This window comes from Spinactinospora alkalitolerans (assembly GCF_013408795.1).
GTDB classification, from domain to species: Bacteria; Actinomycetota; Actinomycetes; order Streptosporangiales; family Streptosporangiaceae; genus Spinactinospora; species Spinactinospora alkalitolerans.
The window spans coordinates 484160-508128 of record NZ_JACCCC010000001.1 but is presented as its reverse complement, the minus strand read 5'-3'; the positions used below and the strand labels follow the sequence as shown (position 1 = coordinate 508128).

The window sequence follows — 23969 nt, the reverse complement described above, 5'->3', positions numbered from 1 at the left end:
CTGTCCGGGCTTCCGGCCCCTCGTGACCGTCCGCGGCATCGGAAGGGACGGTCGCACGCCCTCCTGGGCTCGCCCTGGTGCCCCGATGGAAGGCACCCGCCCCGGCACGGCGACGCGGGCCGGGGTGCAGATCAGAAGGTCCTCCGCCCCAGAACCGCCGCCAGGGCGTCGCCCACCGCGCCGGCCGCCCCGTCCACCGGGGGCCCCGGCGAGCGCCACGCCACGAAGCCGTCCGGACGGACCAGCACCGCCCCGCCCGCGCCCACCCCGTAGGCGGGGGCCCAGGCACCGGCCTCATCCGCCGCCGGCTCCCCGGGGCCGACCGTGCGGCAGGACACCTCGACGCCGTACCTCTCCGCCGTCCGCCGCGCGGCGGCGGCCCATGCGCCGTCTCCCGGCGCACTCAGCAGGGTGAACCGGGGGCCGAACAGGTCCGTGGTGGACGCCGCGGCACCGCGCAGCGGTACGTGCGGGGCACGCGTCCCGGGGGCGCCCGGATCGACGCCGCCCCAGACCTCGTCCGGGCCGGCGGGCACCGCCCCCGGGACCGCGGCGGAGGCGTACCGGTAGCCGAACATGACCTCCGGATCGGGCCTCAGTCCGGCCGGAGGCTCGCCCCGGCCGCCGCGCAGCAGCCTCGGGCGGTCCTGCGAGCGCAGCACCGCCTGGCGTACCGTCGCCAGCGCCACCGGCCTGCGTTCCTCCTCATAGCTGGCCGCCAGCGACGCGCCGGCCGCACCGGTGACCATCAGGGCGAGCTTCCAGGCCAGGTTGTGCGCGTCGGCCACCCCGGTATTGGAGCCGAATGCGCCGCTCGGCGGCATCACATGGGCCGCGTCGCCGACCAGGTGTACGCGTCCCCGGGTGAATGAGTCGGCGACGAGGGCGGAGGCCTGCCACGGAACCACGCCGCGGACGTGCACCGGGAGGTCGGGGATCCCCGCGGCCAGCCGGACCAGCTCCGTGCAGCGCGACTCGCCGTAGGCCTCCGGGTCCCCCTCGGTGTCGTCCATGACGTGCAGCAGCCAGCGATGGGCGTTGTCGACCGGGAGCAGGGCGCACCGGGTCCCCGCCGCCGTGACATAGGACAGGATGAAGCGGCGGTCGCCCAGCGCCTCCCGCAGATCCGCTTCGAAGGCGATGTTGACGAACCGGGCCATGTTCGCGCGCCCCGTGCGGCCGATGCCCAACCGCTCCCGTACGGTGCCGCCCGCTCCGTCGGCGGCTACGAGGTACCGGCATCGGATCGCGAGCTCCTCCCCCGACGCCCGGCGCGCCACGGCCGAGACCCCCTCCCCGTCCTGTTCGAATGAGGACAGCTCGACCCCGAACCGCAGGTCCGCACCGAGCTCCGCGGCCCGGTCCCGCAGGATCGGTTCGAGTTCGTCCTGGTGGCACAGGCACCATCCGCACGCGCTGAACCGCCCGTAGTCGGCGCCGCTGTCCGCGTGGTAGTCCTCCCGGAGTTCGGCGAAGCGGCGCCCGCTCAGGCTCTCCATCGCGATGACACCACTGTTGCCGGCCAGCGCCCGGCCGGACTCGGTGCCGCGGATCCGCTCCTCCAGCCCGACCCCCCGGAAGAGCTCCATGGTCCGCGGATTGACGCCGCGCGCCCGGGGATGCGGTGACAGCCCCGAGCGCCGCTCGATCAGAACCGGCCGCAGCCCTTGATGCGCCGTGAAGACGGCCGCCGAAAGCCCGACCAGTCCCCCTCCGATGATCAAGACGTCCGTGTCGATCTGGTGCACCACGTTCCGCCCTCCACTTCGCTCGGACCACCGATCGTCCCTGTGGCAGAACACGCTAGGCGGGCGCGCGGCACCCGTGCGCTCCGCTCCAGCGCCCCGCGAGCGCTCCTCGATCCCGGCTTGCGACACCTGGGCATCGGCCGTGGCCCACGCGTCGCCGAACGAGAATGGAGCCGCCGATGTCCGAGATCGAATTCCCAATACGGACAAACTCCCCCCACCTTCCGCCGGAGGAGTTCGCCGAGCTGCGGGAGAACCGGCCCGTCTGCCCCATCCGCCTGCCCACCGGAGCCGGAGCCTGGCTCGTCACCCGCCACGCCGACAACCGTGCGCTCCTCGCCGACCAGCGGTTCAGCCGTGCCGCCGCAGCCGCTGCGGGCGCGCCCCGTGCCCGGGCGATCCCGCTGGACCGGCGGTCGATCACCACCCTGGACGGGACGGAGCACGCGCGGCTCCGCTCAGCGGTCGCCCGCGGATTCACCGCACACAGGGCACGGGCGATGCGCCCGGTCGTGGAGCGAATCGCGGCGGCCCGACTCGACGTTCTCACCGCTTCCGGCCCTCCCGCAGACCTGGTCGCCGGCTTCGCGCGCCCGGTGGCCCTGGACGTCATCGGCGGCCTCATCGGGATCACCGTCGACGACCTCTCCCGCTTCCGCTCCCGCGCCGACGCCTACCTGAGCGTGGACGCCCATTCACCGGAGGAGATGGAGGAGGCGGTTGCGGGTCTGCGGTCGATGCTGTCGGCGCTCGTCGCAGAGCGGCGGGCGGAACCGGCCGACGACCTGTTCACCGACCTGGTCCACGCGCCCGAGGAGGAGCGGCTGGACACCGGTGACCTCGTGTCCTTCGGAACCACACTGCTGGTGGCGGGGTACGAGACCGTCGTCGCCCTCATCGCCAACTCGGTGGTGGTCCTGCTCGGCCGCCCCGAGCAGACCGCGCTGCTCCGAGAGCGGCCGGAGCTGCTCGACCGGGCCGTGGAGGAGCTTCTCCGCTTCACCTCGATCTCGGTGAGCGGGGGGACGTTGCGCGTCGCCGTAGAGGACATGGAGCTGTCCGGGCAGCGGATCGCGGCGGGCGAAGCGGTGCAGCCCTCCACGTCGGCGGCCAACCGCGACCCGCGGGTCTTCTCGGAACCGGACCGGTTCGACGTCACACGGAAGCACAACCCCCACATCGCCTTCGGTCACGGCATCCACCGCTGCCTGGGCGCGAGTCTGGCCCGGCTCGAATTGCGCACCGCCATCGGGGCGCTCCTCAGCCGCCTTCCCGGCCTGCGGCTCGCCGTCGAAGAGGAAGAGATCGCGTGGGACCGCCGAAAAATGATCCGTGCCCCGCACGCCCTACCGGTGACCTGGTGAAATCCGACCAGTCCAATAAATACTCATATTTCCTAAATTTCCCGTTTAGTGATCCTCTAGTGAGCGCTGAGATCGGCTCACTATGTTGACGGACGTTTTGAGAGAGCCCTGACCTTGCACACCGCTGGGGCCTTGTAGTCGCCCACACATCGATTGGCGGTAAGCGACAAATGCAAGTAGGTGTCCTCGGCCCCCTGGACATCACTCTGAACGGCACGCCGGCCACTCCCTCAGCGCCCAAACTCCGGAGCGTCCTGGCGCTTCTCGCGCTCCGCGCCAACACGATCGTCGGAACGCACCAGATCATCGAAGAGCTGTGGGGGGAGAATCCCCCGCCGAGCGCGACCACGACCCTGCAGACCTACATCTACCAACTGCGGAAGCTGCTGTGCGGCAACGAAAAGGCGGGCGAGACCGGTGGAGGGCCCTCCGGACCGGTCCTGCGCACATCCTTCGGCGGGTACCGCCTCGATCTGTCTCCCGACGCCCTCGACGCGCAGCGCTTCACCAGCGCGGTCAACCGCGGGCGGGCGAAACTGGCTGACGGCGACACCGAGGCGGCCGCCGAGATCCTGCGCGAGGCCCTGGCCATGTGGCGCGGACCGACCCTCGCCGACGTCGCGCGCGGCCCCCAGACCGACGCCGATGTCGTACGCCTGGAGGAGATGCGCAACAGCGCGCTGGAGAGCCGGATCGCCGTCGACCTTCGGCTCGGGCGGCACAACGAGGTCATCAGCGAACTCACCGGGATCGTCGCGCAGCACCCCACGCATGAGGGGTTCCAGGCGAAGCTCATGCAGGCGCTCTACTCCGCGGGCCGCCGCTCCGAAGCACTCGGCGTCTTCCAGCGAGCCCGAGCCGCCATGGCCGACCAGCTCGGCCTGGAGCCGTCGAACGAACTGCGCGAGCTCCAACGGCACATCCTTGCCGGGGACGCCCCTCCCGCCCCCGAAGCCTCCCCAGCCCGCGTCGGCACCGCGCCCGACTCCCTGCCGCTCGGAGAGTCGGAGCTCATAGGGCGCGAGGCCGAGAGCAGCGCGCTGCTGAGCGCCCTGCGCCGCTCCCGGCACGGCACCGTCCCCGTCGTCGCCGTGAGCGGAGCACCCGGCTCGGGAAAGACCGCCTTCACGGTCCGCCTCGCCCGCGACCTCGCCGGCGACTTCCCCGACGGCCTGTTCTACGTGCGGATGGTCGACTCCAACGCCGTCCCGATCAGTCTGGAGCGCGCCCTCGGGGAGCTCCTCGCCGCCGTGGGTCTTCCGCACGATCGGATACCGGCGGGCAGCGGTCCGCGGGCGGCGGCGTTTCGAGAATGGAGCGCGCGGAGAAAAGCGCTCGTCCTGCTGGACGATATGCCCGACGCCGAGCGGCTCGCACCGATGACACCGACCGGGGCGGGAAGCGCCCTCATCGTCATCGGCCGCCGGCGCATGGCCGACATCATGATCACCGACGCCATCGACCTCCCTCCGCTGAACCGGGACGACTCCCACCGGCTCATAGCACGGTTCGACAAGGTCGAACGGCTGCGGCACAACCCCGCCGACGCCGACGAGCTCATCGAGTTGTGCGGCGGGCTCCCCAAGGCCCTCTACTCAGCGATGCGCTGCTACCAGCGCCGACCGCACTGGAACACCCATCACCTGATGCACAAGATCCGGCAGGGAGGCGAGGACATCCTGTCCATGCGCGAGGCCGTTTCCACCACTCTGGCGCAGATCGGCCCCGATGCGGCAGCGGCCGTCCACGACCTGGCCTGCGCTATCCGCGGCCCCTTCGGCGTCGGCGATGCCGCGTCGATCCTCGGCCGGAGCGAGGGGGACGCGGAGGCGCTGCTGGAACGCATGGTGGAATTCCACCTGCTCACGGTCGATCCGAGCACCGAGAACCTCCTCTGCGCCGACGTCCGGTTCCGATACCGGATGCCGCCGGTGATCCGCTGGGCGACGCGCTCTACGCCGTCGCCCCCTGCCGTCAGCGCACGGTGACCATTGCCACCGCATGCGCCACCTGCAGACTCCATGGGGCCCGCGAGGTTGCGCTGTGCCGGTACGGGGCCGCCCGTCGGGGTCTGGACGAGGCGGATTCCGGCGTCGGCGGCGAGGCCGCCCGTGATGCGGGCGGAGTCGGTCCGGGTTCATACAGGGTGTCGGCGGAAGCGGGCATGGCGGACTGATCGCGCAACGGAGTTCCTCGGGACGTGGACCCGGCGGTTTCGTCCCTACAGGAACTCTGTTGCCGTTTTCAGAGGTTTCCCAAGACCGCCGCACGGTCGTGACCTGGCGGTTCGCGCCCACCGCACGAGAACGAAAGCACCCTGCCCGAAAATGGGTCCCTCTTGGTCGGAATTCACCGATACATCCATCCTGGCACGGAGCCCTTGATATCCGGGACGACGGCCATAAAGACCCGAAAACCCTGGACCGTGGTTCCGTCCCGCCACGCTCGTTTCCGTGGTTCCCCTGCCGGTGCCGTCGGCCTGGACTCACCTGGGCAGGAACAGGCCTTAACCGATCCGGTGACGGAAATCGCCACCGCTCCGTCGCCACGTGGCCGGTCAAACGTGTTTTCCCGTTTTCCGCGAGCACGAGTCCGGACGGACGCCCTGGAACATCGGTGAAACCACCAGTCATTTTGGAACGTTATCGACACCTGATTCCCAGTGTCGAATATTCGGTGGGCAGCGCACTGGAAAAGGACACCTGGTATTCGCTGCGCACTTCACGAGGAGAAGTGAGATGGGATCACGGCACCTGGTTCACCGAACGTCGACCGTCTTTCTCGGCCTGCTGCCGACCGCCGCTCTCATCCCCGTGTCGTCGGGAACGGCCGCCGCCGGCTCCGTGGAGACCATGGGCGGATCGGGACCATACGACGCCGAATACGAGACCACCCTGGACGACTGGGACCGGCTGCCCTCGGACCTGCCCGCGTTCACGGGCAACCTCGACGTCGGGTACTACGGCACCTTCGGGGAGCCCAACGGCGGCGAGTACGGCCGGGTGGGCACCGCATGGCTGAAGTGGCGGCTCAAGGGTGACGAGGATGCCGGGCGGGAGTTCGTCGGCAGCGACTGCGGCCTGTGCTCCACCGATTGGGACGTGCGGCAGAAGAACCTCACGTAGGCGCGTCCGGGACGTACCGGTCCCACGGGCGCCTCGGGCGGTCCCCGGCGTGCGACCGCCCGAAGGCCTCGATGCCTACCGTAGAGCGAGACGAACATGTCCTGCCCGATGCCGTCCTGCCGGAAGCAGATCAGCGGGTCCTGCTCGGCGAGTTGGGTGAGGGCGACGTGCGACAGACCGCGGCCCCGGAGGGCGACCGATTCATCGGGCGGCCCGGTCGCCGTCCGGGCGCCCGGCGCGCCGGCGTCAGACCCGCGTTCCCGCAGCGGGCGCGTCCGCCGACCGTTCGTGCTCCTCGATCACGGCGCGCGTGTCGGCTTCGTCGGCGAACCACGCGGCCAGGTCGGCGGGGTCGCCGAACCCGTTGGCGAAGCGGTCGGCGAGCGCCTGGTGCCGGTTCGCCGCCAGGCAGAAGTCGACGACATAGGGCGGATTGAAGTGCAGGTGGGCGGCGATTTCGCTGGTGAAGGGTCCGGCGTAGTCCATGTAGCGGGCGAAGGCCGCGTGCATGAAGTCGTCGTCGAAGGGGCGGTCGCCGTGCTCCAGGATCGCCTCCAGGTAGACCTTCGCCGCCATGCTCGCGTTGTTGGCGTCCTGCTGGAGGGCCGGGGAGGTCACCACGACGGTGTCGCCCATCCCCAGCACCGACCTCCCCGAGGGCAGGTGCGCGACGGGGACGCGGACCAGCGGGTTGGCGTGGTCCACGGTCACCGCGCGGCCGTCGGCGAGCCGGGCGCCGCGGTAGACCTCGTGGCGGTGCGGCAGGTACTCCCCGATCAGGTCCAGCATCACGTCGAGGTGCGCCTCGGGCGTGAGGCGCTGCGGGAAGCGCGACATCGGGCCGTCGGCGGCGCCGGTGATGCAGATCTGCCGGCACCTGCCGGGCACCGAGTATCCGGGCCACGCGATCACGTGGCCCAGGCCGGGCACGATGTCGACCCCGATCCCGTCCTGGTCGGGGTGGTCCGGCGCGTCCTGCACGTAGGCGATGGCCGTGGCCACCCGCGGCATCCTGGCCAGGTCGCGCGAGGTGTCGACGGGGAACATGTCGGCGAGGCCGCTGTGCCCGGTGGCCACGACGGTCAGATCGAACATCAGGGCGAGCCGGTCGAGGTCGGTCACCGTGGCCCCGTGGAGCACGACCCTGCCGCCGCGCTCCTCGAAGACCTCCTGCCACACCGACATCTTGACCCGCTCGTCGATCGACTGCGCCGGGGCGTCGAGCCGGCCGGTCCAGTCGAACGCGGTCGCGCCGTCGGGGGCGTATCCGGTGATCCGCGTGCCGGCGAGCGGCTGCGCCTCCTCGTCCCAGAAGTTCAGGCCGTACTCGCGCTCCGCCTCGCGGGCCGCGTCGTAGAGGATCTGCATGGAGACGGCGCGGCCCGTGTAGAGCTCCTCGGAGCTGCGCACCGTCATGAGCGTCACGTCGTAGTCGTGCTCCTGCAGACACAACGCCAACTGCAGGCCCGACTGGCCACCGCCGACGATCAGGATCTTGCGCATCGCTCTCCGCCCCCCGCACGAAAGACACCCGAAAGCCCCTGAGCCGGACGATGCGTCCGGGAAGGGACGACCGCAATGTTCACGGTGGGAAACATCGCATGTCAACTCTGTGACCACTCCGAGGGCCCGGGACCGGGGATCGGCGCAGCGCCGCCCGCGCCCGTGCGCCGCCGGGCGGCGCTGCGCCCGTCCCCACCGCGAGTGCGGAGCGGTCCGCGGCGGGTCCGGTCGGCCGGGGAGTTCAGGAGTCCCCGGCGGGCGGGTCCGGCCGCCGCGCTTGCAGGTGCGGCAGGCGCAGCCGGATCGGCTGGTGCGGCGCCGCCGGCGGAACGGCCTCGCTCCTCAACGAGCGCAGCAGGGCCGCCATCATCAGGAACCCCATGACGAAGAACGGCAGGCCGATGACGATGGCCACGTCCTGCAGGGCGGCCAGCCCCGACTGGCCGGTGGCGGCGATCAGCGTGGCCGCGACCACTCCTTCGGTCACCGCCCAGAAGACCCGCTGGCGCACCGGGGTCTCCCCCTGGCGCCCCGAGGCCAGCATGTCGACCACGAAGGAGGCCGAGTCGGAGGAGGTGATGAAGAAGACGGCCACGATCACCACCGCCAGGGTCGCCACCGCCGTGGTGAAGGGGAAGTTCGCCAGGAAGGCGAACAGCGCGCTGGGGATGTCGCCCTCGACCGCGACCTCCTGGACGAGGCCGCCGGCCCCGTCCATCTCGATGTTGATCGCCGACAGCCCGAACACGCTGAACCACACGATGGTGAACGCCGTGGGCAGTCCGAGGACCCCGAGCACGAACTCCCGGATCGTGCGCCCCTTGGAGATGCGGGCGATGAAGATCCCCACGAAGGGCGACCAGGTGATCGTCCACGCCCAGTAGAAGACCGTCCAACTGCCCTGCCACCCCGTGTCGCCGAAGGTGTCGTTCCAGAACGACAGGGGGATCAGCCAGTTCAGGTAGACCCCGATCATCTCGATGGTTCCCCTGACCAGGTACAGGGTCGAACCGGTGACCAGGATGAACAGCAGCAGGCCGACCGCCATGGCGATGTTGATGTTGGACAGCCACTTGATGCCCTTGTCCAGTCCGAGCGCCACCGAGATCGTCGCGATGACGGTGATCACGGTGATCAGCAGGACCTGCACGGGCTTGCTGACATCCACCCCGAAGAGGGAGGCCAGTCCGCTGTTGATCTGCAGCGTGCCCAGTCCGAGCGAGACCGCGACGCCGAACAGGGTGCCGATGACGGCGAGGGTGTCGATGGCCCTGCCGATCGGCCCGTTGATCCGTTCGCCGAGGAACGGCTGGAAGATCGAGCTGACCCGCAGCGGCAGCCCTCGCCGGTAGCTGAAGTAGCCGAAGCACAGCGCGGGCAGGCAGAAGATCGTCCACGTGTGCAGGCCGAAGTGGTAGAAGGTGTAGCCCATGGCCTGGTTGGCGGCTTCGACCGACTGGGGTTCGACGTTGCCCTGCGGCGGTACGGCGAAGTGGCTGATCGGTTCGGCGACCCCCCAGAACATCAGGATGGTGCCGATGCCCGCCGCGAACAGCATGGCGAACCAGGTCAGGTTGTTGTACTCGGGGCGGTCGTCCTCGCCGCCCAGCCGCACGCGCCCGTAGCGGCTGACCCCGATCCAGACCAGGAAGATCAGGAACGTGGTCACGCCGAGGATGTAGAACCAGCCGAGACTGCGGATGATCCAGTCCGCCACCGCGCCGAACAGCGCGTCCATCGTGTCGGTGAAGAGGATGGACGCCGAGACGAACAGGACCGTCAGCGCCACGGCGACGGAGAAGATGGCCGGATCCGCGCGGAAGCCCAGCCTGTTCAGCAGGTACACCTGGCTCTTGACTCCTTCTGGCAGGGTGATCGGTCGCCCGCGGACCCCGAGCGGCGAGCCGGGTGGGGACGGCGTCGCCACCGGAGGTGACCCCACCCCACCGGACACCTGAAGTGACCATCCTATATACGGAGAGTCATTTCACGGCACGGCCATCAGCACGGCGTGTGAGGCGGATCGCCGTGGGTAGCGCACCCCTATGGCAACCTCTCGATTGGAACGACCGCGGCAGGGCAAGTGGATCGCGGGGGTGTGCGCCGGACTGGCCGACCGCTTCGGCGTCTCGCGCGGTCTGATGCGCATCGGATTCGTGCTCTTCGGGCTGTTCGGGGTGGGCGAGATCGTCTACATCGCGCTGTGGATCATCATCCCCAAGGCCCCCGACGCCCGGCCCGTGTGAGGCGCGCCCCTTCCGCGCCGATCCCGGTCTCATCGGGGTGAGAGCGACCGCTTCAGACCCTCCCCCGCCCTCCGGGAACCCGGGTCGGGACCGGCGGCGACGCGCCGTGCGAGCGGATCCCCGCACCCCTGTTCACGGAAGGTCACCGGAGCACTACGCTCCTTGGGGCGAGGGGGCAGGTATCGAGCAGGACGAACGGGGTTGACATGAGCGACGGACCGAGGCCGGATCCCGACGCGTCCGCGGCGGAAGGCTCGGACGGCAGCACCCCGCTGAAGCGGGTCATCAGCCCGAAACTGCTGCTGCTCTTCGTCATCGGCGACGTCCTCGGAACGACGATCTACGCGCTGACCGGCCAGATCGCCGGCAGGGTCGGCGGCGCGCTGTGGGTGCCCTTCCTGGTCGCGTTCCTGGTGGCGTTCCTGACGGCCTTCAGCTACCTGGAGCTGGTCAGCAAGTACCCGCGCGCGGCGGGCGCCGCGCTGTACGTGCACAAGGCGTTCGGGGTGCACTTTCTGACGTTCATGGTCGCCTTCGCCGTCATGAGCTCGGGCATCACCTCGGCCGCATCGGCCGCGCAGGGGGTCAGCGGCGACTACCTCGCCGCGATCGTCGGGCCGGACGTGCCCTCGTGGGCCGTCGCCATCGGCTTCCTGCTACTGCTCGCCGGCATCAACCTGCGCGGGATCAGCGAGTCGGTGAGGCTCAACGTCCTCCTCACCCTGGTCGAGCTCTCCGGCCTCGTCATCGTCATCGTGTTCGGCGTGATCGCCATCCTCGGCGGGTCCGGCGACCCCGGCCTCGGCGGCGATCCCGGGCGGCTGCTGGAGTTCAACACCGACACCGGCCCGTTCTTCGCGGTCACGTCGGCCACCGCGCTCGCCTTCTTCGCCATGGTCGGCTTCGAGGACTCGGTGAACATGGCCGAGGAGACCAGGGATCCGGTGCGGACGTTCCCCCGGATGGTGCTCCTCGGCCTGTGCATCACGGCCATGATCTACCTGGCCATCGCCGTGGTCACCTCGGCCCTGGTGCCCACGGGGCTGCTGGCGGAGTCCGACGGCCCGCTGCTGCTGGTGGTCCAGGCGGCGGCGCCCTGGTTCCCGCCGGTCGTGTTCTCCCTCATCGCGATATTCGCGCTGACCAACACCGCGCTGATCAACATGCTGATGGCGAGCCGGCTGCTCTACGGCATGGCCAACGAGCGCGTCATCCCGCGCGCGTTCGGATCGGTGCTCGCGGTCCGCCGCACCCCGTGGGTGTCGGTTCTGTTCACCAGCATCATCGCCGTCATCCTGGTCAGCTCGGTGACCATCGCCGACCTCGGCGGCACCACCTCGCTGCTGCTGCTGATGGTGTTCGCCGTGGTCAACGTCGCGGTGCTGGTACTGCGCAGGGACAGGGTCGCCCACGAGCACTTCACCGCGCCCACCTGGGCCCCGGTGCTCGGCGCCATCACCTGCGTGTTCTTCGCGCTGCCGATCACCGGCCGACCGTTGGAGGAGTACGTCATCGCCGGCGCGCTGCTCGGCATCGGCGTGCTTTTCTGGCTGGCCAACCACTTCCTCGGCAGGCGGGTCGACTTCGACCCCGCCGCCCTCGACAAGTAGCGCCGAGACCACGCGTTCGCCGCGCGGGGCGTTCGGGAGGTATCCCCGAGCCCGATCCGGGAAGTCGAAGAGGTATCCATCTGATCTCAGCCGGCAATCGGGACGCGGGTTTCGGCCCCACCGGCTGAGCGGACGTCTCTGGCAGGTGAGAACATTGTCCCGCGATCCGGGGGAAACCGTCTCCGGCCTGCGCCGCTTGGCCGCACGCACCCCGGAAACGAGGAATCGCCACGTCGACCTCCTGCGCGCCTTCGCCATCTCAGCGGTGGTGATCGGGCACTGGCTCGCCATTGTCGTGGTCCATGACGACGGTGGCGTCCACGGGGGCAACGCTCTGGCCACGCTGCCGTGGAGTCGCCCACTGACCTGGCTCTTCCAGGTCATGCCGGTGTTCTTCCTCGTCGGCGGCTATGCGAACGGAGCCTCCCTCCGCTCCCACCGTGGCAGGGGCGGCGACGCCGCAAGCTGGCTGCTCGGCCGCACCGACCGGCTTCTCCGGCCCACGACCGCGTTTCTCGTGCTGCTCGCGGCCTCCGCCGTACTCGCTCGGGTCTTCGGGGTCGAGCCGGAGCTCATCGGCATGGCCACCTGGGCGGCCTCGATCCCGCTGTGGTTCCTCGCCGCCTACCTCGCTGTCGTCTTCCTGTCCCCGTTGACCCATGCCCTGCACCGGCGCGCCGGCCTCGCCGTCCCGGTCGCCCTCGCCGCCGTGGTCGGCGCTTCGGACGCGGCGCGCATGTCGCTGGACGTGCCTGTCATCGGCGCCGCCAATCATCTCCTCGTCTGGTTGGCGGTGCACCAACTCGGCTTCGCCTGGCGGGACGGACGGCTCAGGACCGACTTCCGCTCGACGGGCCCCATGGTGGTGGTGGGTTTGGGGGTGTTGACGGCACTGACCGTCTTCGGCCCCTATCCGATCAGCATGGTCGGCGTGCCCGGCGCGGAGTTCCAGAACACCGCGCCGCCGACACTGGCTCTTCTCGCGCTCGCGCTCACCCAGACCGGGATCGCCCTGTCCCTGGACCGGGCGGGCAACCGGTGGCTGCGGCGCATGCGGCCGTGGACGGTGGTGGTGGGCATGAACGCGGTGGTCCTCACCGTGTTCCTGTGGCACATGGCGGCGGCCGTGGTCGCCGCGGCGGCGCTCTATCCGACGGGGATCTTCCCCCAGCCGCCGGTGGGTTCGGCCGCGTGGATACTGTGGCGCCTGCCGTGGCTCGCCTGCTCGGCACTGGTGCTCACCGTGTTCGTGGCCGTGCTCGGCCGGATCGAGCAGCGGACCGGTCCGTCCGGAACGGGACACGGCATCGACGCGGACAGCGGGAACGTGAAGACGCGCCTGCGGGCGTGGGCGTGGAGAGCGCTCACCGTCGGCGGATCGGCGTCCGTTCTGGGCGGCTTCATCGGTATCGCACTCGCCGGTCAGGGATACCACGGCCCTGGCGGCCTGCCGACCGGGGCGTTGGCGGCGTACCTGCTCGGCGCGGCCGTACTGCGGATCACCCGCCGTCGGATGCGCGGGCGCCGATGATCGCCCGGTCACCACGAGTCCCTCCTTCGGCTGAGGCTTCACGACCCCCGATGGTCGAGGTTGAAACTCACGTTGACGGCAGCCGGCCGGGACCTGGCCGATCTGGTGGAGGCGCTGCCGGCCACCCACCGCACGAGTCAGGTGATGCGGATGATGCCGCGTTCGAGCGCGGTGGTGATGGCGGCGGTGCGGTTGTCCACGCCGAGTTTGTCGAAGACGTGCACCAGATGCGTCTTGACGGTGGCCTCACTGATGAACAGCTCGCGGGAGATCGCCCTGTTGGACAGGCCGCGGGAGAGCAGCCGGAGGATGTCGATCTCGCGGCTGCTGAGCGCGGGCCGCGGGGAGCGCAGCCGGTCCATCAGCCGGGCCGCGACATCGGGGGCCAGAGCGGTCTGCCCGCGGGCCGCGGCCCGGACCGCCTCGCACACCTGCTCGGGCGGGGCGTCCTTGAGCATGTAGCCGGTCGCGCCGGCCTCCACGGCGGCGAGGATGTCGGCGTCGGTGTCGTAGGTGGTCAGCACCAGGACCGGCGGCGGGTCGGGCAGCGCGGCGATGTGCCGGATCGCGGTCACCCCGTCCATCCCGGCCCCCATCTGCAGGTCCATCAGCACGACGTCGACGCGCCCGGCGTCCTCGGGGCCGCCTTCCAGGGCGTCGAGGGCCGTCCGGCCGTCGGCGGCCTCGGCGACCACGCGCATGTCGTCGCGGTCGGCGAACATCGCGCGCAGCCCCCGGCGCACCACCGGGTGGTCGTCGACGAGCAGGATGCGCAGCGGGTCCGGGCTCACGGGTTCTCCTCGCGGGTCAGCGGCAGGCGGATCGCGACCGCGGTGCCCTCGCCGGCGGCGGACTCGACGTCCAGGCGGCCGCCGAGGCCCGCGATGCGCTCGCGCAGCGCGGGCAGCCCGAAGCCGGTGCCGTCGGGTCGGGGCGCGCGCGGCGGGTCGGGGGCGAAACCGACGCCGTCGTCGTAGACGTCGAGGGTCACCTCGGTGCCGAGGTAGCCCAGCGTGACGACGGCGGTCGCGGCGCGGGCGTGCGCGGTGACGTTGGCGAGGCTGGCCTGAGCGGCGCGCAGCAGCGCCACTTCGTAGCCGGGCGGCAGCGCCGCCGGAGAACCGTCGACCCGGAAGCGGCAGTCGATCCCGTTGTCGCGGCCGGTCCGCTCGCACAGCCGCCGCAGCGCCTCGGGGAGGCTGCCGCCGGAGAGGGAGGGCGGGGCCAGGTCGCGGACGAAGCGGCGCGCCTCGGCCAGGTTCGCCGACGCGCTCTCGCGGGCCTCGGCGATGCGCGCCAGCGCGATCGCGGGGTCCTGGGGCAGCGTCGTCTCGGCCGAGCGGAGCAGCAGCACGATGCTGGACAGGCCCTGGGCGAGGGTGTCGTGGATCTCCCTGGCCAGCCGCTCGCGCTCGGCCAGCACCCCCGCCTGATGCTGGGAGGCGGCGAGTTCGCCGCGGGTGCGGGTGAGGTCGTCGATCAGGACGCGCCGCTGCTCGCTCTCCCTGTACAGCGCGGCGTATCCGAGAGCGATGACGACCGCGAACGCCGCGCCGAGGAGCGGCCCCAGCATCATCGCCATCGAGAGCCGGCCGGCGTGCAGCGCCTGCGTCGCGATGACCGCCCCGGTGATCACCAGCACCGCGGCGACGGCGTGCGCGCGGCGCAGCAGGTGCAGGTGGATGAAGAACAGCGGAAAGGCCAACCACGCGAAGTCGGGGCCGACCAGCAGCAGCGCCGCCCATATGGCGGTCACCGCGGCCAGCCAGACCAGGGCCGGGGCGCGCCGGGTCCCGTGCCGGCCGACGAACGCGCCCGCGCAGTAGACGAGCGCCAGCAGCACCGCGCCGCCCAGCGCGACGCGGTCGCGGCCCGAACCGCCGTCGGGGTCGAGGCGGATCACGGCTATGGCGAGCAGCACCAGGAAACCGCCGTGCAGCGCGAGGCGCAGCAGGCGCAGCACGGTGCCGCCCGCCGACGTCCGAAGGTCCGTCGACTCCTCTTTTCCCACCACAAAAGCCTAAATCGTTGATGGGAGTGGGGGCTGTGGCCGCGGTTCTTTCCTGCACCGCCGCACGGCTTGGGAAGGCTGCCGTCAGCGCGCCGGCGCCGGCGGCGCGGAAGGCCGCGCCGCACGATCCGTGCCGGTCGCCCGCCACAGACGGCCGGGGCCTTGAGACGCCGTGTTCCCGCGACCTTTCGCTTCGCCGGACGCTGCGCGCCCGACAACAGCCCCACCAGGTCACCACGGGTCCGACCAAGGCCTGGAAACAGTCCCGCCTTCCCCCATCAGCAATCTAGGCCCGGCCCCGGTCCACGGGCATCAACCGTTCGGTTGACGTCGCACTCGAACCAACGGCGCCGCGGGATCGGCCGTCGCCCCGATGGCAACGATCATCACCGGGGCGAGCCTGGAAGGGCAAGTACGAACCCACCATGGGAAAGAAGACCATCCGTGTTCGTCGCCATCCGTGACATCCGCTTCGCCAAAGGGCGGTTCGCGCTGATGGGCTCGGTCGTCGCCCTCATCACCCTGCTGATCGTCCTGCTGTCGGGGCTGACCGCGGGGCTGGCCGACGAGTCCGTCTCCGCCATCGAGGACCTGCCCGCCGACCGCATCGCCTTCGGGGCCTCCGACGACGGCCGGCCCGAGGAGTCCTTCTCCGACAGCTCCGTCACCGCCGACCAGGTCGACGCCTGGTCCTCGGCCGACGGCGTGGAGTGGGCCGCCCCGCTCGGCATCGTCCAGACCCGCATGGAGACCGCCCGGGGCGGCTCCGACGCGATCACCGTGTTCGGGGTGCGCCCCGCGGACGGCATCGCGCCCGCGGGCCTGACCGGCGACGGCGGCGCCGTCGTCGTCAGCCGCTCGATCGCCGAGGACCGCGGCATCGGGGCGGGCGACGGCGTCACCGTCGCGGGCCGGGACCTCACGGTCGACGCGGTCGCCGACACCGCCTCCTACAGCCACACCCCCGTCGTGTGGACGACCCTCGACACGTGGCGGGCGCTCGACCCGCGGGGACCGCGCGCCGAGGACGGCGGGGAGGCCGGCGGCGGCGCGGCGGAGGCGACGGTGATCGCCGCGAAGACCCGCTCCTCCGCCGACACCGGCGCCGTCGACGACGCGGCCGGAACCGTCTCGACCACCGTCTCCGGCAGCCTGGGCGCCATCGGCTCGTTCTCCTCGGAGAACGGCTCGCTGCTCACGATGCAGGGCTTCCTCTACGCGATCTCCGCACTGGTCATCGGCGCCTTCCTGACGGTGTGGACCATCCAGCGCAGCGGCGACGTCGCCATCCTCAAGGCGCTCGGCGGTTCAACCGGCTACCTGCTGCGCGACGCGCTCGCCCAGGCCCTCATCGTGCTCGTCGCGGGCACCGCGCTCGGTGGCGCCGTCGGCTTCGCGACGGGCGCGCTGGCCATGGGGAGCGTGCCCTTCGAGCTCACTCCGACCACGACGGTGCTGCCCGTGGCCGCGATGGTCGCGCTCGGCATGCTCGGAGCCGTCCTCGCCGTCCGCCGCATCACCTCCGTCGACCCGCTGACCGCGCTTGGAGGCGTCCGATGAGCCTGGCCCTGACCGACGTCACCCTGACCTACCCCGACGGGGAGACCTCCGTGACCGCCCTGGACGACGTGTCGCTGCGCGTCGCACCCGGCGAACTGGCGGCCGTGGTCGGCCCGTCGGGCTCGGGCAAGTCCAGCCTGCTCGCCGTGGCCGCCACGCTGATCAGGCCCGCGTCGGGCACCGTCCAGGTGGGCGGCGTCGACGTCGCAGGCCTGTCGGCCGCCGAGCTGACCCGACTACGGCTGAACCGGATCGGCGTCGTCTTCCAGCAGCCCAACCTGATCGGCTCGCTCACAGCGGTCGAGCAGCTACTGGTCACCGAGCACATGCGGGGGCGCTCCCCGCGCGCATCGCGGGCCGCGGCGGCGAAGACGCTGGCGACGGTCGGCCTGGACGGCAGGCAGCACCGGCGCCCGCACCAGCTCTCCGGCGGCGAGCGCCAGCGCGTGAACATCGCCCGCGCGCTGGCGGGCGACCCCGGCGTGCTGCTGGTGGACGAGCCCACCGCCGCGCTGGACCACGACCGCGGCGCGCAGATCATCGAGCTGATCGTCGAGGTGACCCGCACCTTCCGCCTCGCCACCGTGCTGGTCACCCACGACACCGAATTCCTCGGCGCGGCGGACGCGGTCGTGGAGATGCGCGACGGACGGCTGGCGCCCGCGCCGACGGCGGCGCGAGGGTGACGCCTCTGCGAGGCCGCACCAGGCGCTGAACGGGGCGGATCCGTCCGGCCCCGCAGGTGGGGCCGCCCCGGGCACCGGCGCCTCCGGGCGCTGGGCTGCCGGTGCCCCGGCCGGAGCCGCGGCGGGGGCGGTCCCGGTGGATTTCGGCGCGGTGTGGTTGTCTGCGGCGCGGAGTTCGGGTGTGCTCTGCATGAGAGGGCGAGAACACCCCCGCATCGGGGGGCCGGCTCTCCACCGCGGTCCACGGGCACGCGGTGAGCCGCGAGGAGGCAGGAATGGACCGATCGCCCGCACCGGTGCTGGCCGGTGTCCACCACCTCAAGCTGCCGGTCGCCGACCTGGCCAGGTCACGGGAGTGGTACGCTGACCGGCTGGGTTACGAGGCCGCCATCGAGTTCATCGAGGACGGGCGGCTGATGGGCTGCATGCTGCGCCATCCGCGCGGCGGCCCGGACTTCGCGCTGCGGCTGGACCCCGCGCGGGCCGAGGCCGCCGCGGGCTTCGACTACTTCGCGATCGGAGTCCCGGACAAGGCGGCCATCGACGAACTCGCCGAACGGCTCACCGCGCTCGGAGAGGCCCACGCGGGCGTGCATCTGGCCACCGTCGGCTGGATCCTGCCCATGCTGCACGATCCGGACGGGCATGAGATCCGCTTCTATACGATCGAACACCACACCCCGGTCAACACCCGCGAACACCACACCCCGGTCAACGCACGCGAACACCACACCCCGGTCAACGCCCGCGAACACCACACCCCGGTGGGCACCGAGGGCACGATGACCGTCCGCGATCCTCGCGAGACCGCGCAGCAGCGCGAGCAGGCGCACGGCGCCCCGAGCGCTCCGGCGGCCGCCGGCCGCCCCGACCACGACGGCGCGGCAGGGCGGCCGCCGGAGCAGGACCGCGCGCCCGCAGCCGAATGACCGGGGTTCCCCGCCGCTGAGCGGCGGAGCGGGGGACGCGTGCCGCGCCGGGGCCCGGCCGCGTCCCGGTCGGGATCAGCCGCCCGCCACGGAGGGGAGCACCCGGATCTCGGTTCCGTCGGCCACCGGAGTGTCCAGCCCGGCCACCGCGCGGCACTCGTCATCGTCGACGAAGACGTTGACGTAGCGCCGCAGCCGGCCCTGTTCGTCGCGCAGCCGCTGGTCCAGGCGCGGATGGCGCAGCGCGAGCTCGTCGAGGACGTCGCGCAGCGGCATCCGGCCGTCGGCGGCGGCCAGCGGAATGGCGACCCTGGCGGCTCCGCCGCAGTCGGGGCGCAGTACCTGCGGGAGGAAGACGGTCACGTTCACGGCACTACACCTCGACCGCGCGCACGCAGAGGACGTCGGGCAGATGCGCCGCCACCTGCGTCCACTCCTCGCCGTCGTCGGTGGCGACGTAGACGTCGCCGGTCCGGGTGCCGAAGTAGAACCCCGGTACGTCCGCGCCGTCGGTGCACGCGCCGTCGCGCAGCACGATGCCGTAGTACGGGTCCTGCGGCAGCCCCTTGTTCACCGGCCGCCAGGTGGCGCCGCCGTCGTCGGTGCGCTGCACCTGCAGCCGGTGGTCCGGCGGCAGATGGCACGCCTCGCTGATCACCGGGAAGTTCAGCACCGTGCCGGGGGTGTGGGGGTGGGCGACCATGGCGAACCCGAAGTCGACGGGCAGTCCGTCGGCGATGGAGGTCCACCCGGATGCCGCGGGGTCCTCGCTGCGGTAGACGCCGTGGTGGTTCTGCGCGTAGAACACGCCGTCGGAGGCGACGGCCACCTTGTGCACGCACTGCCCGTGCTCCGGGTACTCCTCGGGGAGGAAGGTGGCGCGGATGCCCGTGCTCGCGGGCGCCCACGTCGCGCCGCTGTCGCGGGTCTGGTACACGCCGCCGGTGGACATGGCCACGGTCATGGATCGAGGGTCGGTGCCCTCGGCCGCGACCCTGCCGGGCAGGACGGTGTGGATGGCGGCGCCGCCGGCGCCGGGGAACCAGTCGGACCGGTGCGGGTGGTCCCACAGGGCGCGGACGAGTTTGAAGCTCTCGCCGCCGTCGGTGGAGCGGAACAGCGCCGTGGGTTCGACCCCGGCGTAGACGGTGCCGGGTTCGTCGCCGAAGGCGAACTGCCACACGCGGGTGAACGAGTCGTCGATGTCGTCGGGGAAGGCGATGGGCGCCCGCTGCGGTTCGTGCCAGCTGCCGCCCAGGTCGTCGCTGAACCACACGCTCGGTCCGAAGTGCGAGCTCTCGGTTCCGACGAGGATTCGCCGGGTGTGCGGGTCGACGCCTATGGCGTACACCCCCGCCATGTTCGCGTAGTCCTCGGAGTCGAGGCGGTGCGGACCGCTCAGCCGCCAGATGCGACGGTCGTCGCTCGTCGCGGTGAACAGACCCTTGCGGGTTCCGATGACCAGGAGAAATGCCATAACAACCTCCAGAGTGAGCCGCTGCGGCTCACTCTGGCACGTCCCTATGACAGTCGATGGGAGGAGGACTCGGCGTCGAGTGCCTTGCGCAGCAGGTCCAGCAGGGCCCTTTGGTCCTCGACGCCCAGGCGGGACAGCAGCGACCGCTCGACCGCGGCGCCGAGGAGCTCCGCGCGCACCTTCCGCCCCTCCTCGGTGAGGACCACGCTTTTGGAGCGCCGATCGGCCGTGCCGGGCACCCGCTCGATCAGGCCGCGCCGGTCGAGCCGGTCCACCAGGAAGGTGACGCTCGACGGGTCGCAGTGCAACCGCGCGGCCAGCTCCTTCATCGCCGGCGCCGGCCGCTCGGGGTCGAGGGCCCACAGCGCGTCGGCGAGCGGGCCGGTCAGCTCCAGTCGGTCCAGGACCTGCTTCAACTGCGCGTCGGACCGGTTGACCGTCTCGGTGAGCGCGACCATCAGGTCGCGGCCCAGATCGCTCTCGAACGTCGTCGCCATCCCCCCATGCTAATTGGAGGCTCAAAGCGCAGCCCGCATCGGCGGTCCGCTCCGGGCCGCTCATGTCCCTCCCCGGTCACCGGGTCCGCCACAGGGCCAGGGCGAGGACCAGGTAGGGCACCGCGGCCAGCGCGAAGAGCGGCCCCGGCCCGGCCCAGACCGATCCCAGCGCGTAGGAGGCGTAGGTCAGCACCGCCACCACCTCCGCGCCGAAGCCCGCCATCGAGGTGATCGTCGCCCTGGCCCGGTCGGTGATGCGCTCCTGCAGCCGGGCCTCGGCGGCGACGATCGCCCACTCGGAGACCCCGAACGCGACGGCGATCGGCAGCAGCCCCGCCGGGTGTCCGCTCGCGGCCCCGGCGGCGAGGCAGCCGGCCGCGACGGCCAGCGCCGGGGCCGCCCACCGCGTGCCGCGCCCGGCCAGCCATCCGCCCACCGCCATACCCGCCGCGACCAGCAGCACCGGCAGCGGCACGGCGGACGTGCCGACACCGGTCGACCGGGCGAGCAGGGGGACGTACTCCTCCAGTGCCCCGCCGATGCCCATGAGCACCGCGACCAGCGCCAGACAACCGCGGACCGGGGGCGCCCGCCGCACCTCGGCGAAGCCGTTGCGCAGCACCTGGACGTAGGTGTCCCCCTGCTCCGATGCGGGTCCGCTGGATTCGGGGAACGACAACCCCGCCGCGGCCCCGAGCAGGGTCACGGCGATGCTCGCGATGCCCACCGCCTCGTAGCCGCCGACGGCGAGCGCCGGAGCGGCCAGGCCGGTCGCCGCCATGGCCGCCGTCGTGCCGATGGCCTGGGAGCGGCCGATGAGGCGGGCGTAGCCGTCGGCGGCACCCGCGCGGGCGAGTTCCTCGTAGACGAGCGCCTGCAGCGTGCCCGAACGCAGGGCGCCGCCGGCGCCCCACAGCACGAAGCCCAGCGTGAAGGCGGGATAGGAGGGGGCGAACGTCCACAGCGCGTATCCCGCTCCGGTCAGGAGGGGTGCGGCGGTCAGCAGCAGCCTGCGCGGGAGGAGATCGGCCAGCACCCCGGACGGCACTTCCAGGGCGAACGAGACGACCGACCAGATGATGAACAGCGAGGAGATCTCGGCCGCCGAGAGCCCGGTCTCGGCGAACAGCACCGCATAGACCGGGTAGAGCAGCACGAAGTCCTCGAGGAACGCGTAGACGTAGAGCCTGCGCGCGAGCCGGGACTCAGGTGCGGATCAATGTCGCCATGCCATGTCCGAAGCCTACGGCGCCGCGCCGGGAAGCGGAAGACCCCGGCGGCCGGCTCCGGCGTCCTTGTGCGGCGGAAGCGGCTGCGAAGCGGGTCCGAAGCGCTTTCGGTGAGAGTTCGGTCGCGCACCGCACAGGGAGGGCGGAGGCGAGAGAACGGATGGGACGCACATGAGGATGCTGCAGAGGTTCGCGGCCGCGACGCCGGCGGCCGCGGCCGCCGTCACCGGGACGACCGCGCCGGCGGGCCCGGCTGTCACCAGCCTCCACGGTCGGTACATCTAGGAGCCGCCCCGCTTCGCGGTCGCCGGGAGGACCACGCCGTGCCCGCCCGCGCGGCGCCCGTGGCTGTCACACCCCCTTGGAATGATCGCACCGGTACAGCAGATCGGACGCACGCACGTCACCGCGATCCGGTCCCCGCGGGGTTGACCTCAACCTTGATTGAGGTCTTAGTCTCCGATCGTGTCGACCGTCGAGCGCAATGGCTCCTGAGGATCCGGTGGTACGTGATGGACATGGAAGTGACCGCGTGGAACTCGCTGTACAACGCGATGACCGCGCAGGAGAGGCGAGGGGCGTTCTCAAAGGCCACGCTGCGGCGCATCGGCGGGTTCGCGCGGCCGCACCGGCGGCGGCTGGCATGGTTCCTGCTGTTCAGCGTCGTGTCGGCGGTCCTCGCGGTGGCGACGCCACTGCTCGCGGGCCGGGTCGTCGACGCGATCGACGAGGGCGCCGCGCTGAACCTCGTCGTCGGACTGGCCGTGCTCATCGCCGTCATCGCGGTGGCCGAGGCCGCCCTGGGGCTGGTGACGCGCTGGCTGTCGGCGAGCATCGGCGAGGGGCTGATCCTCGACCTGCGCACCGCGGTCTACGACCACGTGCAGCGCATGCCGATCGCCTTCTTCACCCGCACCCGCACCGGCGCGCTGGTCAGCCGGTTGAACAACGACGTCATCGGCGCGCAGCGGGCGTTCAGCGACACCCTCTCCGGCGTGGTCGGCAACCTCGTGACGCTCGCGCTCACGCTCGTGGTGATGGTCGGCATCTCCTGGCAGATCACCCTGCTCGCACTGGTGCTGCTGCCGGTGTTCGTACTGCCCGCGCGGCGGATGGGCACCCGGCTGGCCCGGCTGGAGCGCGAGGCCGCCGACCACGACGCCGTGATGGGCACCCAGATGACCGAGCGCTTCTCCGCGCCGGGGGCGACGCTGGTGAAGCTCTTCGGCCGGCCCGCGCACGAGTCGGCCGAGTTCGCCGCGCGGGCCCGGCGGGTGCGCGACATCGGGGTGCGCACCGCGATGGTGCAGGTGGTGTTCGTCACCGCGCTGACGCTGGTCTCGGCGCTGGCGCTGGCGCTCGTCTACGGGCTCGGCGGCTTCTACGCGCTGCGGGGGCAGTTGGACACCGGCGCCGTCGTCTCGCTCGCGCTGCTGCTCACCCGCCTCTACGCGCCGCTGACCGCCCTGGCCAGCGCGCGGGTGGAGGTGATGAGCGCGCTGGTGAGCTTCGAGCGGGTGTTCGAGGTCCTGGATCTCAAGCCCCTGATCACCGAGAAGCCCGACGCGCGGCCGGTGCCCGAGGGGCCGGTGTCGGTGGAGTTCGACGACGTGCGCTTCGGCTATCCGTCGGCGGACCGGGTCTCGCTCGCCTCACTCGAAGAGGTCGCCAACCTCGACACCCGCGGCGGCGTCGAGGTGCTGCACGGCGTGTCGTTCCGCGCCGATCCCGGGCAGATGGTCGCGCTGGTCGGGTCGTCGGGCGCGGGAAAGTCGACGATCGCGCAACTGGTGCCGCGGCTCTACGACGCCGAGGGCGGCGCCGTGCGGCTGTCCGGCGTGGACGTGCGCGACCTGTCGGCCGAGTCGATCCGCGAGGCGCTGGGGATGGTGACCCAGGACGGCCACCTGTTCCACGAGTCGGTCCGGGCGAACCTGCTGCTGGCGCGGCCCGAGGCGTCGGACGAGGAGCTGTGGGAGGTGCTGGGCCGTGCCCGGCTCGCCGACCTCGTCGCCGCGCTGCCCGACGGACTGGACACCATCGTCGGCGAGCGCGGGTACCGGCTCTCCGGCGGTGAGCGCCAGCGGCTGACGATCGCGCGGCTGCTGCTGGCGCGGCCCCGGGTGGTGATCCTCGACGAGGCCACCGCGCACCTGGACTCCACGTCGGAGGCCGCGGTGCAGGAGGCGCTGGGCGAGGCGCTGGCCGGGCGGACCGCGGTGGTGATCGCACACCGGCTCTCCACCGTCCGGGCCGCGGACCTCATCCTGGTGGTCGAGGACGGCCGGGTCGTGGAGCGCGGCACGCACACCGAACTGCTCGCCGTCGGCGGCCGCTACGAGGAGCTGTACCGGACCCAGTTCGACCACCAGGCCGCCACCGAGGAACCGGCCCACTGACGCGAGAACCGCCGCACGCCCCGTTCCGGGTCCCGCCACGCCTCAGCGCACAGC

Annotated in this window: 19 protein-coding genes; 10 read left to right on the top strand and 9 right to left on the bottom strand. The window is 71.7% G+C overall.

Annotation, left to right across the window (positions count from 1 at the left end):
* Window positions 1–131 precede the first annotated feature (131 nt).
* On the bottom strand, window positions 132–1751 hold the full coding sequence (locus tag HDA32_RS02430; RefSeq protein ID WP_218882297.1) for an FAD-dependent oxidoreductase: 1620 nt from the start codon (window positions 1749–1751) through the stop codon (window positions 132–134).
* 176 nt (window positions 1752–1927) lie between these two features.
* Between HDA32_RS02430 and HDA32_RS02425 the strand changes: the two genes are divergently transcribed.
* The 3 genes from HDA32_RS02425 to HDA32_RS32010 all read left to right on the top strand — a co-directional run bounded on the left by HDA32_RS02425 (window position 1928) and on the right by HDA32_RS32010 (window position 6237).
* Window positions 1928–3112, top strand: coding sequence for a cytochrome P450 (locus tag HDA32_RS02425; RefSeq protein ID WP_179641611.1), 1185 nt, complete (start codon window positions 1928–1930; stop codon window positions 3110–3112).
* A gap of 170 nt (window positions 3113–3282) precedes the next feature.
* Window positions 3283–5100: an AfsR/SARP family transcriptional regulator gene (locus HDA32_RS02420; RefSeq protein WP_179641610.1), complete on the top strand. Its 1818-nt coding sequence runs from the start codon at window positions 3283–3285 to the stop codon at window positions 5098–5100.
* Window positions 5101–5850: 750 nt separating this feature from the next.
* The gene (locus tag HDA32_RS32010) at window positions 5851–6237 is read left to right on the top strand and encodes a hypothetical protein (protein ID WP_376766928.1); all 387 of its coding nucleotides are present in this window, start codon (window positions 5851–5853) and stop codon (window positions 6235–6237) included.
* A gap of 246 nt (window positions 6238–6483) precedes the next feature.
* Here HDA32_RS32010 and HDA32_RS02410 read toward each other — a convergent pair whose 3' ends face one another.
* On the bottom strand, window positions 6484–7740 hold the full coding sequence (locus HDA32_RS02410) for a styrene monooxygenase/indole monooxygenase family protein (protein ID WP_179641609.1): 1257 nt from the start codon (window positions 7738–7740) through the stop codon (window positions 6484–6486).
* A gap of 241 nt (window positions 7741–7981) precedes the next feature.
* Window positions 7982–9586, bottom strand: a complete 1605-nt coding sequence (locus HDA32_RS02405; RefSeq protein ID WP_312863007.1) for a BCCT family transporter — start codon at window positions 9584–9586, stop codon at window positions 7982–7984.
* 199 nt (window positions 9587–9785) lie between these two features.
* Here HDA32_RS02405 and HDA32_RS02400 point away from each other — a divergent pair, with 199 nt between their 5' ends.
* The 3 genes from HDA32_RS02400 to HDA32_RS02390 all read left to right on the top strand — a co-directional run bounded on the left by HDA32_RS02400 (window position 9786) and on the right by HDA32_RS02390 (window position 13127).
* Window positions 9786–9986 (top strand): PspC domain-containing protein, encoded by a 201-nt coding sequence (locus HDA32_RS02400; RefSeq protein ID WP_179641608.1) that lies wholly within the window; start codon window positions 9786–9788, stop codon window positions 9984–9986.
* Between the two features lie 206 nt (window positions 9987–10192).
* Window positions 10193–11596 (top strand): APC family permease, encoded by a 1404-nt coding sequence (locus HDA32_RS02395; protein WP_179641607.1) that lies wholly within the window; start codon window positions 10193–10195, stop codon window positions 11594–11596.
* A gap of 196 nt (window positions 11597–11792) precedes the next feature.
* The gene (locus tag HDA32_RS02390; protein WP_246334209.1) at window positions 11793–13127 is read left to right on the top strand and encodes an acyltransferase family protein; all 1335 of its coding nucleotides are present in this window, start codon (window positions 11793–11795) and stop codon (window positions 13125–13127) included.
* Between the two features lie 137 nt (window positions 13128–13264).
* On the opposite strand, the gene HDA32_RS02385 is transcribed toward HDA32_RS02390, so the two are convergent.
* The gene (locus tag HDA32_RS02385) at window positions 13265–13918 is read right to left on the bottom strand and encodes a response regulator (RefSeq protein WP_179641606.1); all 654 of its coding nucleotides are present in this window, start codon (window positions 13916–13918) and stop codon (window positions 13265–13267) included.
* On the bottom strand, window positions 13915–15138 hold the full coding sequence (locus HDA32_RS02380) for a sensor histidine kinase (RefSeq protein WP_312863006.1): 1224 nt from the start codon (window positions 15136–15138) through the stop codon (window positions 13915–13917). Before HDA32_RS02380 ends, HDA32_RS02385 begins: the two co-directional genes overlap by 4 nt.
* 444 nt (window positions 15139–15582) lie before the next feature.
* Here HDA32_RS02380 and HDA32_RS02375 point away from each other — a divergent pair, with 444 nt between their 5' ends.
* The 3 genes from HDA32_RS02375 to HDA32_RS02365 all read left to right on the top strand — a co-directional run bounded on the left by HDA32_RS02375 (window position 15583) and on the right by HDA32_RS02365 (window position 18313).
* Entirely contained in the window at window positions 15583–16698 is a 1116-nt protein-coding gene (locus HDA32_RS02375; protein WP_179641605.1) for an ABC transporter permease, read from the top strand.
* A complete protein-coding gene (locus tag HDA32_RS02370) occupies window positions 16695–17384 on the top strand; it encodes an ABC transporter ATP-binding protein (RefSeq protein WP_179641604.1) in 690 nt (229 codons plus the stop codon). Before HDA32_RS02375 ends, HDA32_RS02370 begins: the two co-directional genes overlap by 4 nt.
* 275 nt (window positions 17385–17659) lie before the next feature.
* Window positions 17660–18313 carry a VOC family protein gene (locus tag HDA32_RS02365; RefSeq protein WP_179641603.1) on the top strand — a complete coding sequence of 218 codons (654 nt, stop codon included), beginning with the start codon at window positions 17660–17662 and terminating at the stop codon, window positions 18311–18313.
* Between the two features lie 75 nt (window positions 18314–18388).
* Here HDA32_RS02365 and HDA32_RS02360 read toward each other — a convergent pair whose 3' ends face one another.
* From HDA32_RS02360 to HDA32_RS02345, 4 genes are all read right to left on the bottom strand, one after another.
* Window positions 18389–18682, bottom strand: coding sequence for a MoaD/ThiS family protein (locus HDA32_RS02360; protein WP_179641602.1), 294 nt, complete (start codon window positions 18680–18682; stop codon window positions 18389–18391).
* Window positions 18683–18686: 4 nt separating this feature from the next.
* Window positions 18687–19790, bottom strand: a complete 1104-nt coding sequence (locus tag HDA32_RS02355) for a WD40/YVTN/BNR-like repeat-containing protein (RefSeq protein WP_179641601.1) — start codon at window positions 19788–19790, stop codon at window positions 18687–18689.
* A 44-nt stretch (window positions 19791–19834) separates the two neighbouring features.
* Window positions 19835–20287 carry a MarR family winged helix-turn-helix transcriptional regulator gene (locus HDA32_RS02350; protein ID WP_179641600.1) on the bottom strand — a complete coding sequence of 151 codons (453 nt, stop codon included), beginning with the start codon at window positions 20285–20287 and terminating at the stop codon, window positions 19835–19837.
* A 76-nt stretch (window positions 20288–20363) separates the two neighbouring features.
* Window positions 20364–21443, bottom strand: a complete 1080-nt coding sequence (locus HDA32_RS02345; RefSeq protein WP_179641599.1) for an MFS transporter — start codon at window positions 21441–21443, stop codon at window positions 20364–20366.
* A gap of 585 nt (window positions 21444–22028) precedes the next feature.
* Between HDA32_RS02345 and HDA32_RS02340 the strand changes: the two genes are divergently transcribed.
* Window positions 22029–23915: an ABC transporter ATP-binding protein gene (locus HDA32_RS02340; protein ID WP_179646416.1), complete on the top strand. Its 1887-nt coding sequence runs from the start codon at window positions 22029–22031 to the stop codon at window positions 23913–23915.
* The last annotated feature ends 54 nt before the right edge of the window (window positions 23916–23969 follow it).

What these genes read in the sequence shown, in the direction of transcription:
- HDA32_RS02420 (WP_179641610.1), top strand. Translation starts at nt 3,283, where the DNA reads ATGCAAGTAGGTGTCCTCGGCCCCCTGGACATCACTCTGAACGGCACG.
- HDA32_RS02365 (WP_179641603.1), top strand. Translation starts at nt 17,660, where the DNA reads ATGGACCGATCGCCCGCACCGGTGCTGGCCGGTGTCCACCACCTCAAG.
- HDA32_RS02350 (WP_179641600.1), bottom strand. Translation starts at nt 20,287, where the DNA reads ATGGCGACGACGTTCGAGAGCGATCTGGGCCGCGACCTGATGGTCGCG.
- HDA32_RS32010 (WP_376766928.1), top strand. Translation starts at nt 5,851, where the DNA reads ATGGGATCACGGCACCTGGTTCACCGAACGTCGACCGTCTTTCTCGGC.
- HDA32_RS02370 (WP_179641604.1), top strand. Translation starts at nt 16,695, where the DNA reads ATGAGCCTGGCCCTGACCGACGTCACCCTGACCTACCCCGACGGGGAG.
- HDA32_RS02410 (WP_179641609.1), bottom strand. Translation starts at nt 7,740, where the DNA reads ATGCGCAAGATCCTGATCGTCGGCGGTGGCCAGTCGGGCCTGCAGTTG.
- HDA32_RS02355 (WP_179641601.1), bottom strand. Translation starts at nt 19,790, where the DNA reads ATGGCATTTCTCCTGGTCATCGGAACCCGCAAGGGTCTGTTCACCGCG.
- HDA32_RS02400 (WP_179641608.1), top strand. Translation starts at nt 9,786, where the DNA reads ATGGCAACCTCTCGATTGGAACGACCGCGGCAGGGCAAGTGGATCGCG.
- HDA32_RS02340 (WP_179646416.1), top strand. Translation starts at nt 22,029, where the DNA reads ATGGACATGGAAGTGACCGCGTGGAACTCGCTGTACAACGCGATGACC.
- HDA32_RS02425 (WP_179641611.1), top strand. Translation starts at nt 1,928, where the DNA reads ATGTCCGAGATCGAATTCCCAATACGGACAAACTCCCCCCACCTTCCG.
- HDA32_RS02395 (WP_179641607.1), top strand. Translation starts at nt 10,193, where the DNA reads ATGAGCGACGGACCGAGGCCGGATCCCGACGCGTCCGCGGCGGAAGGC.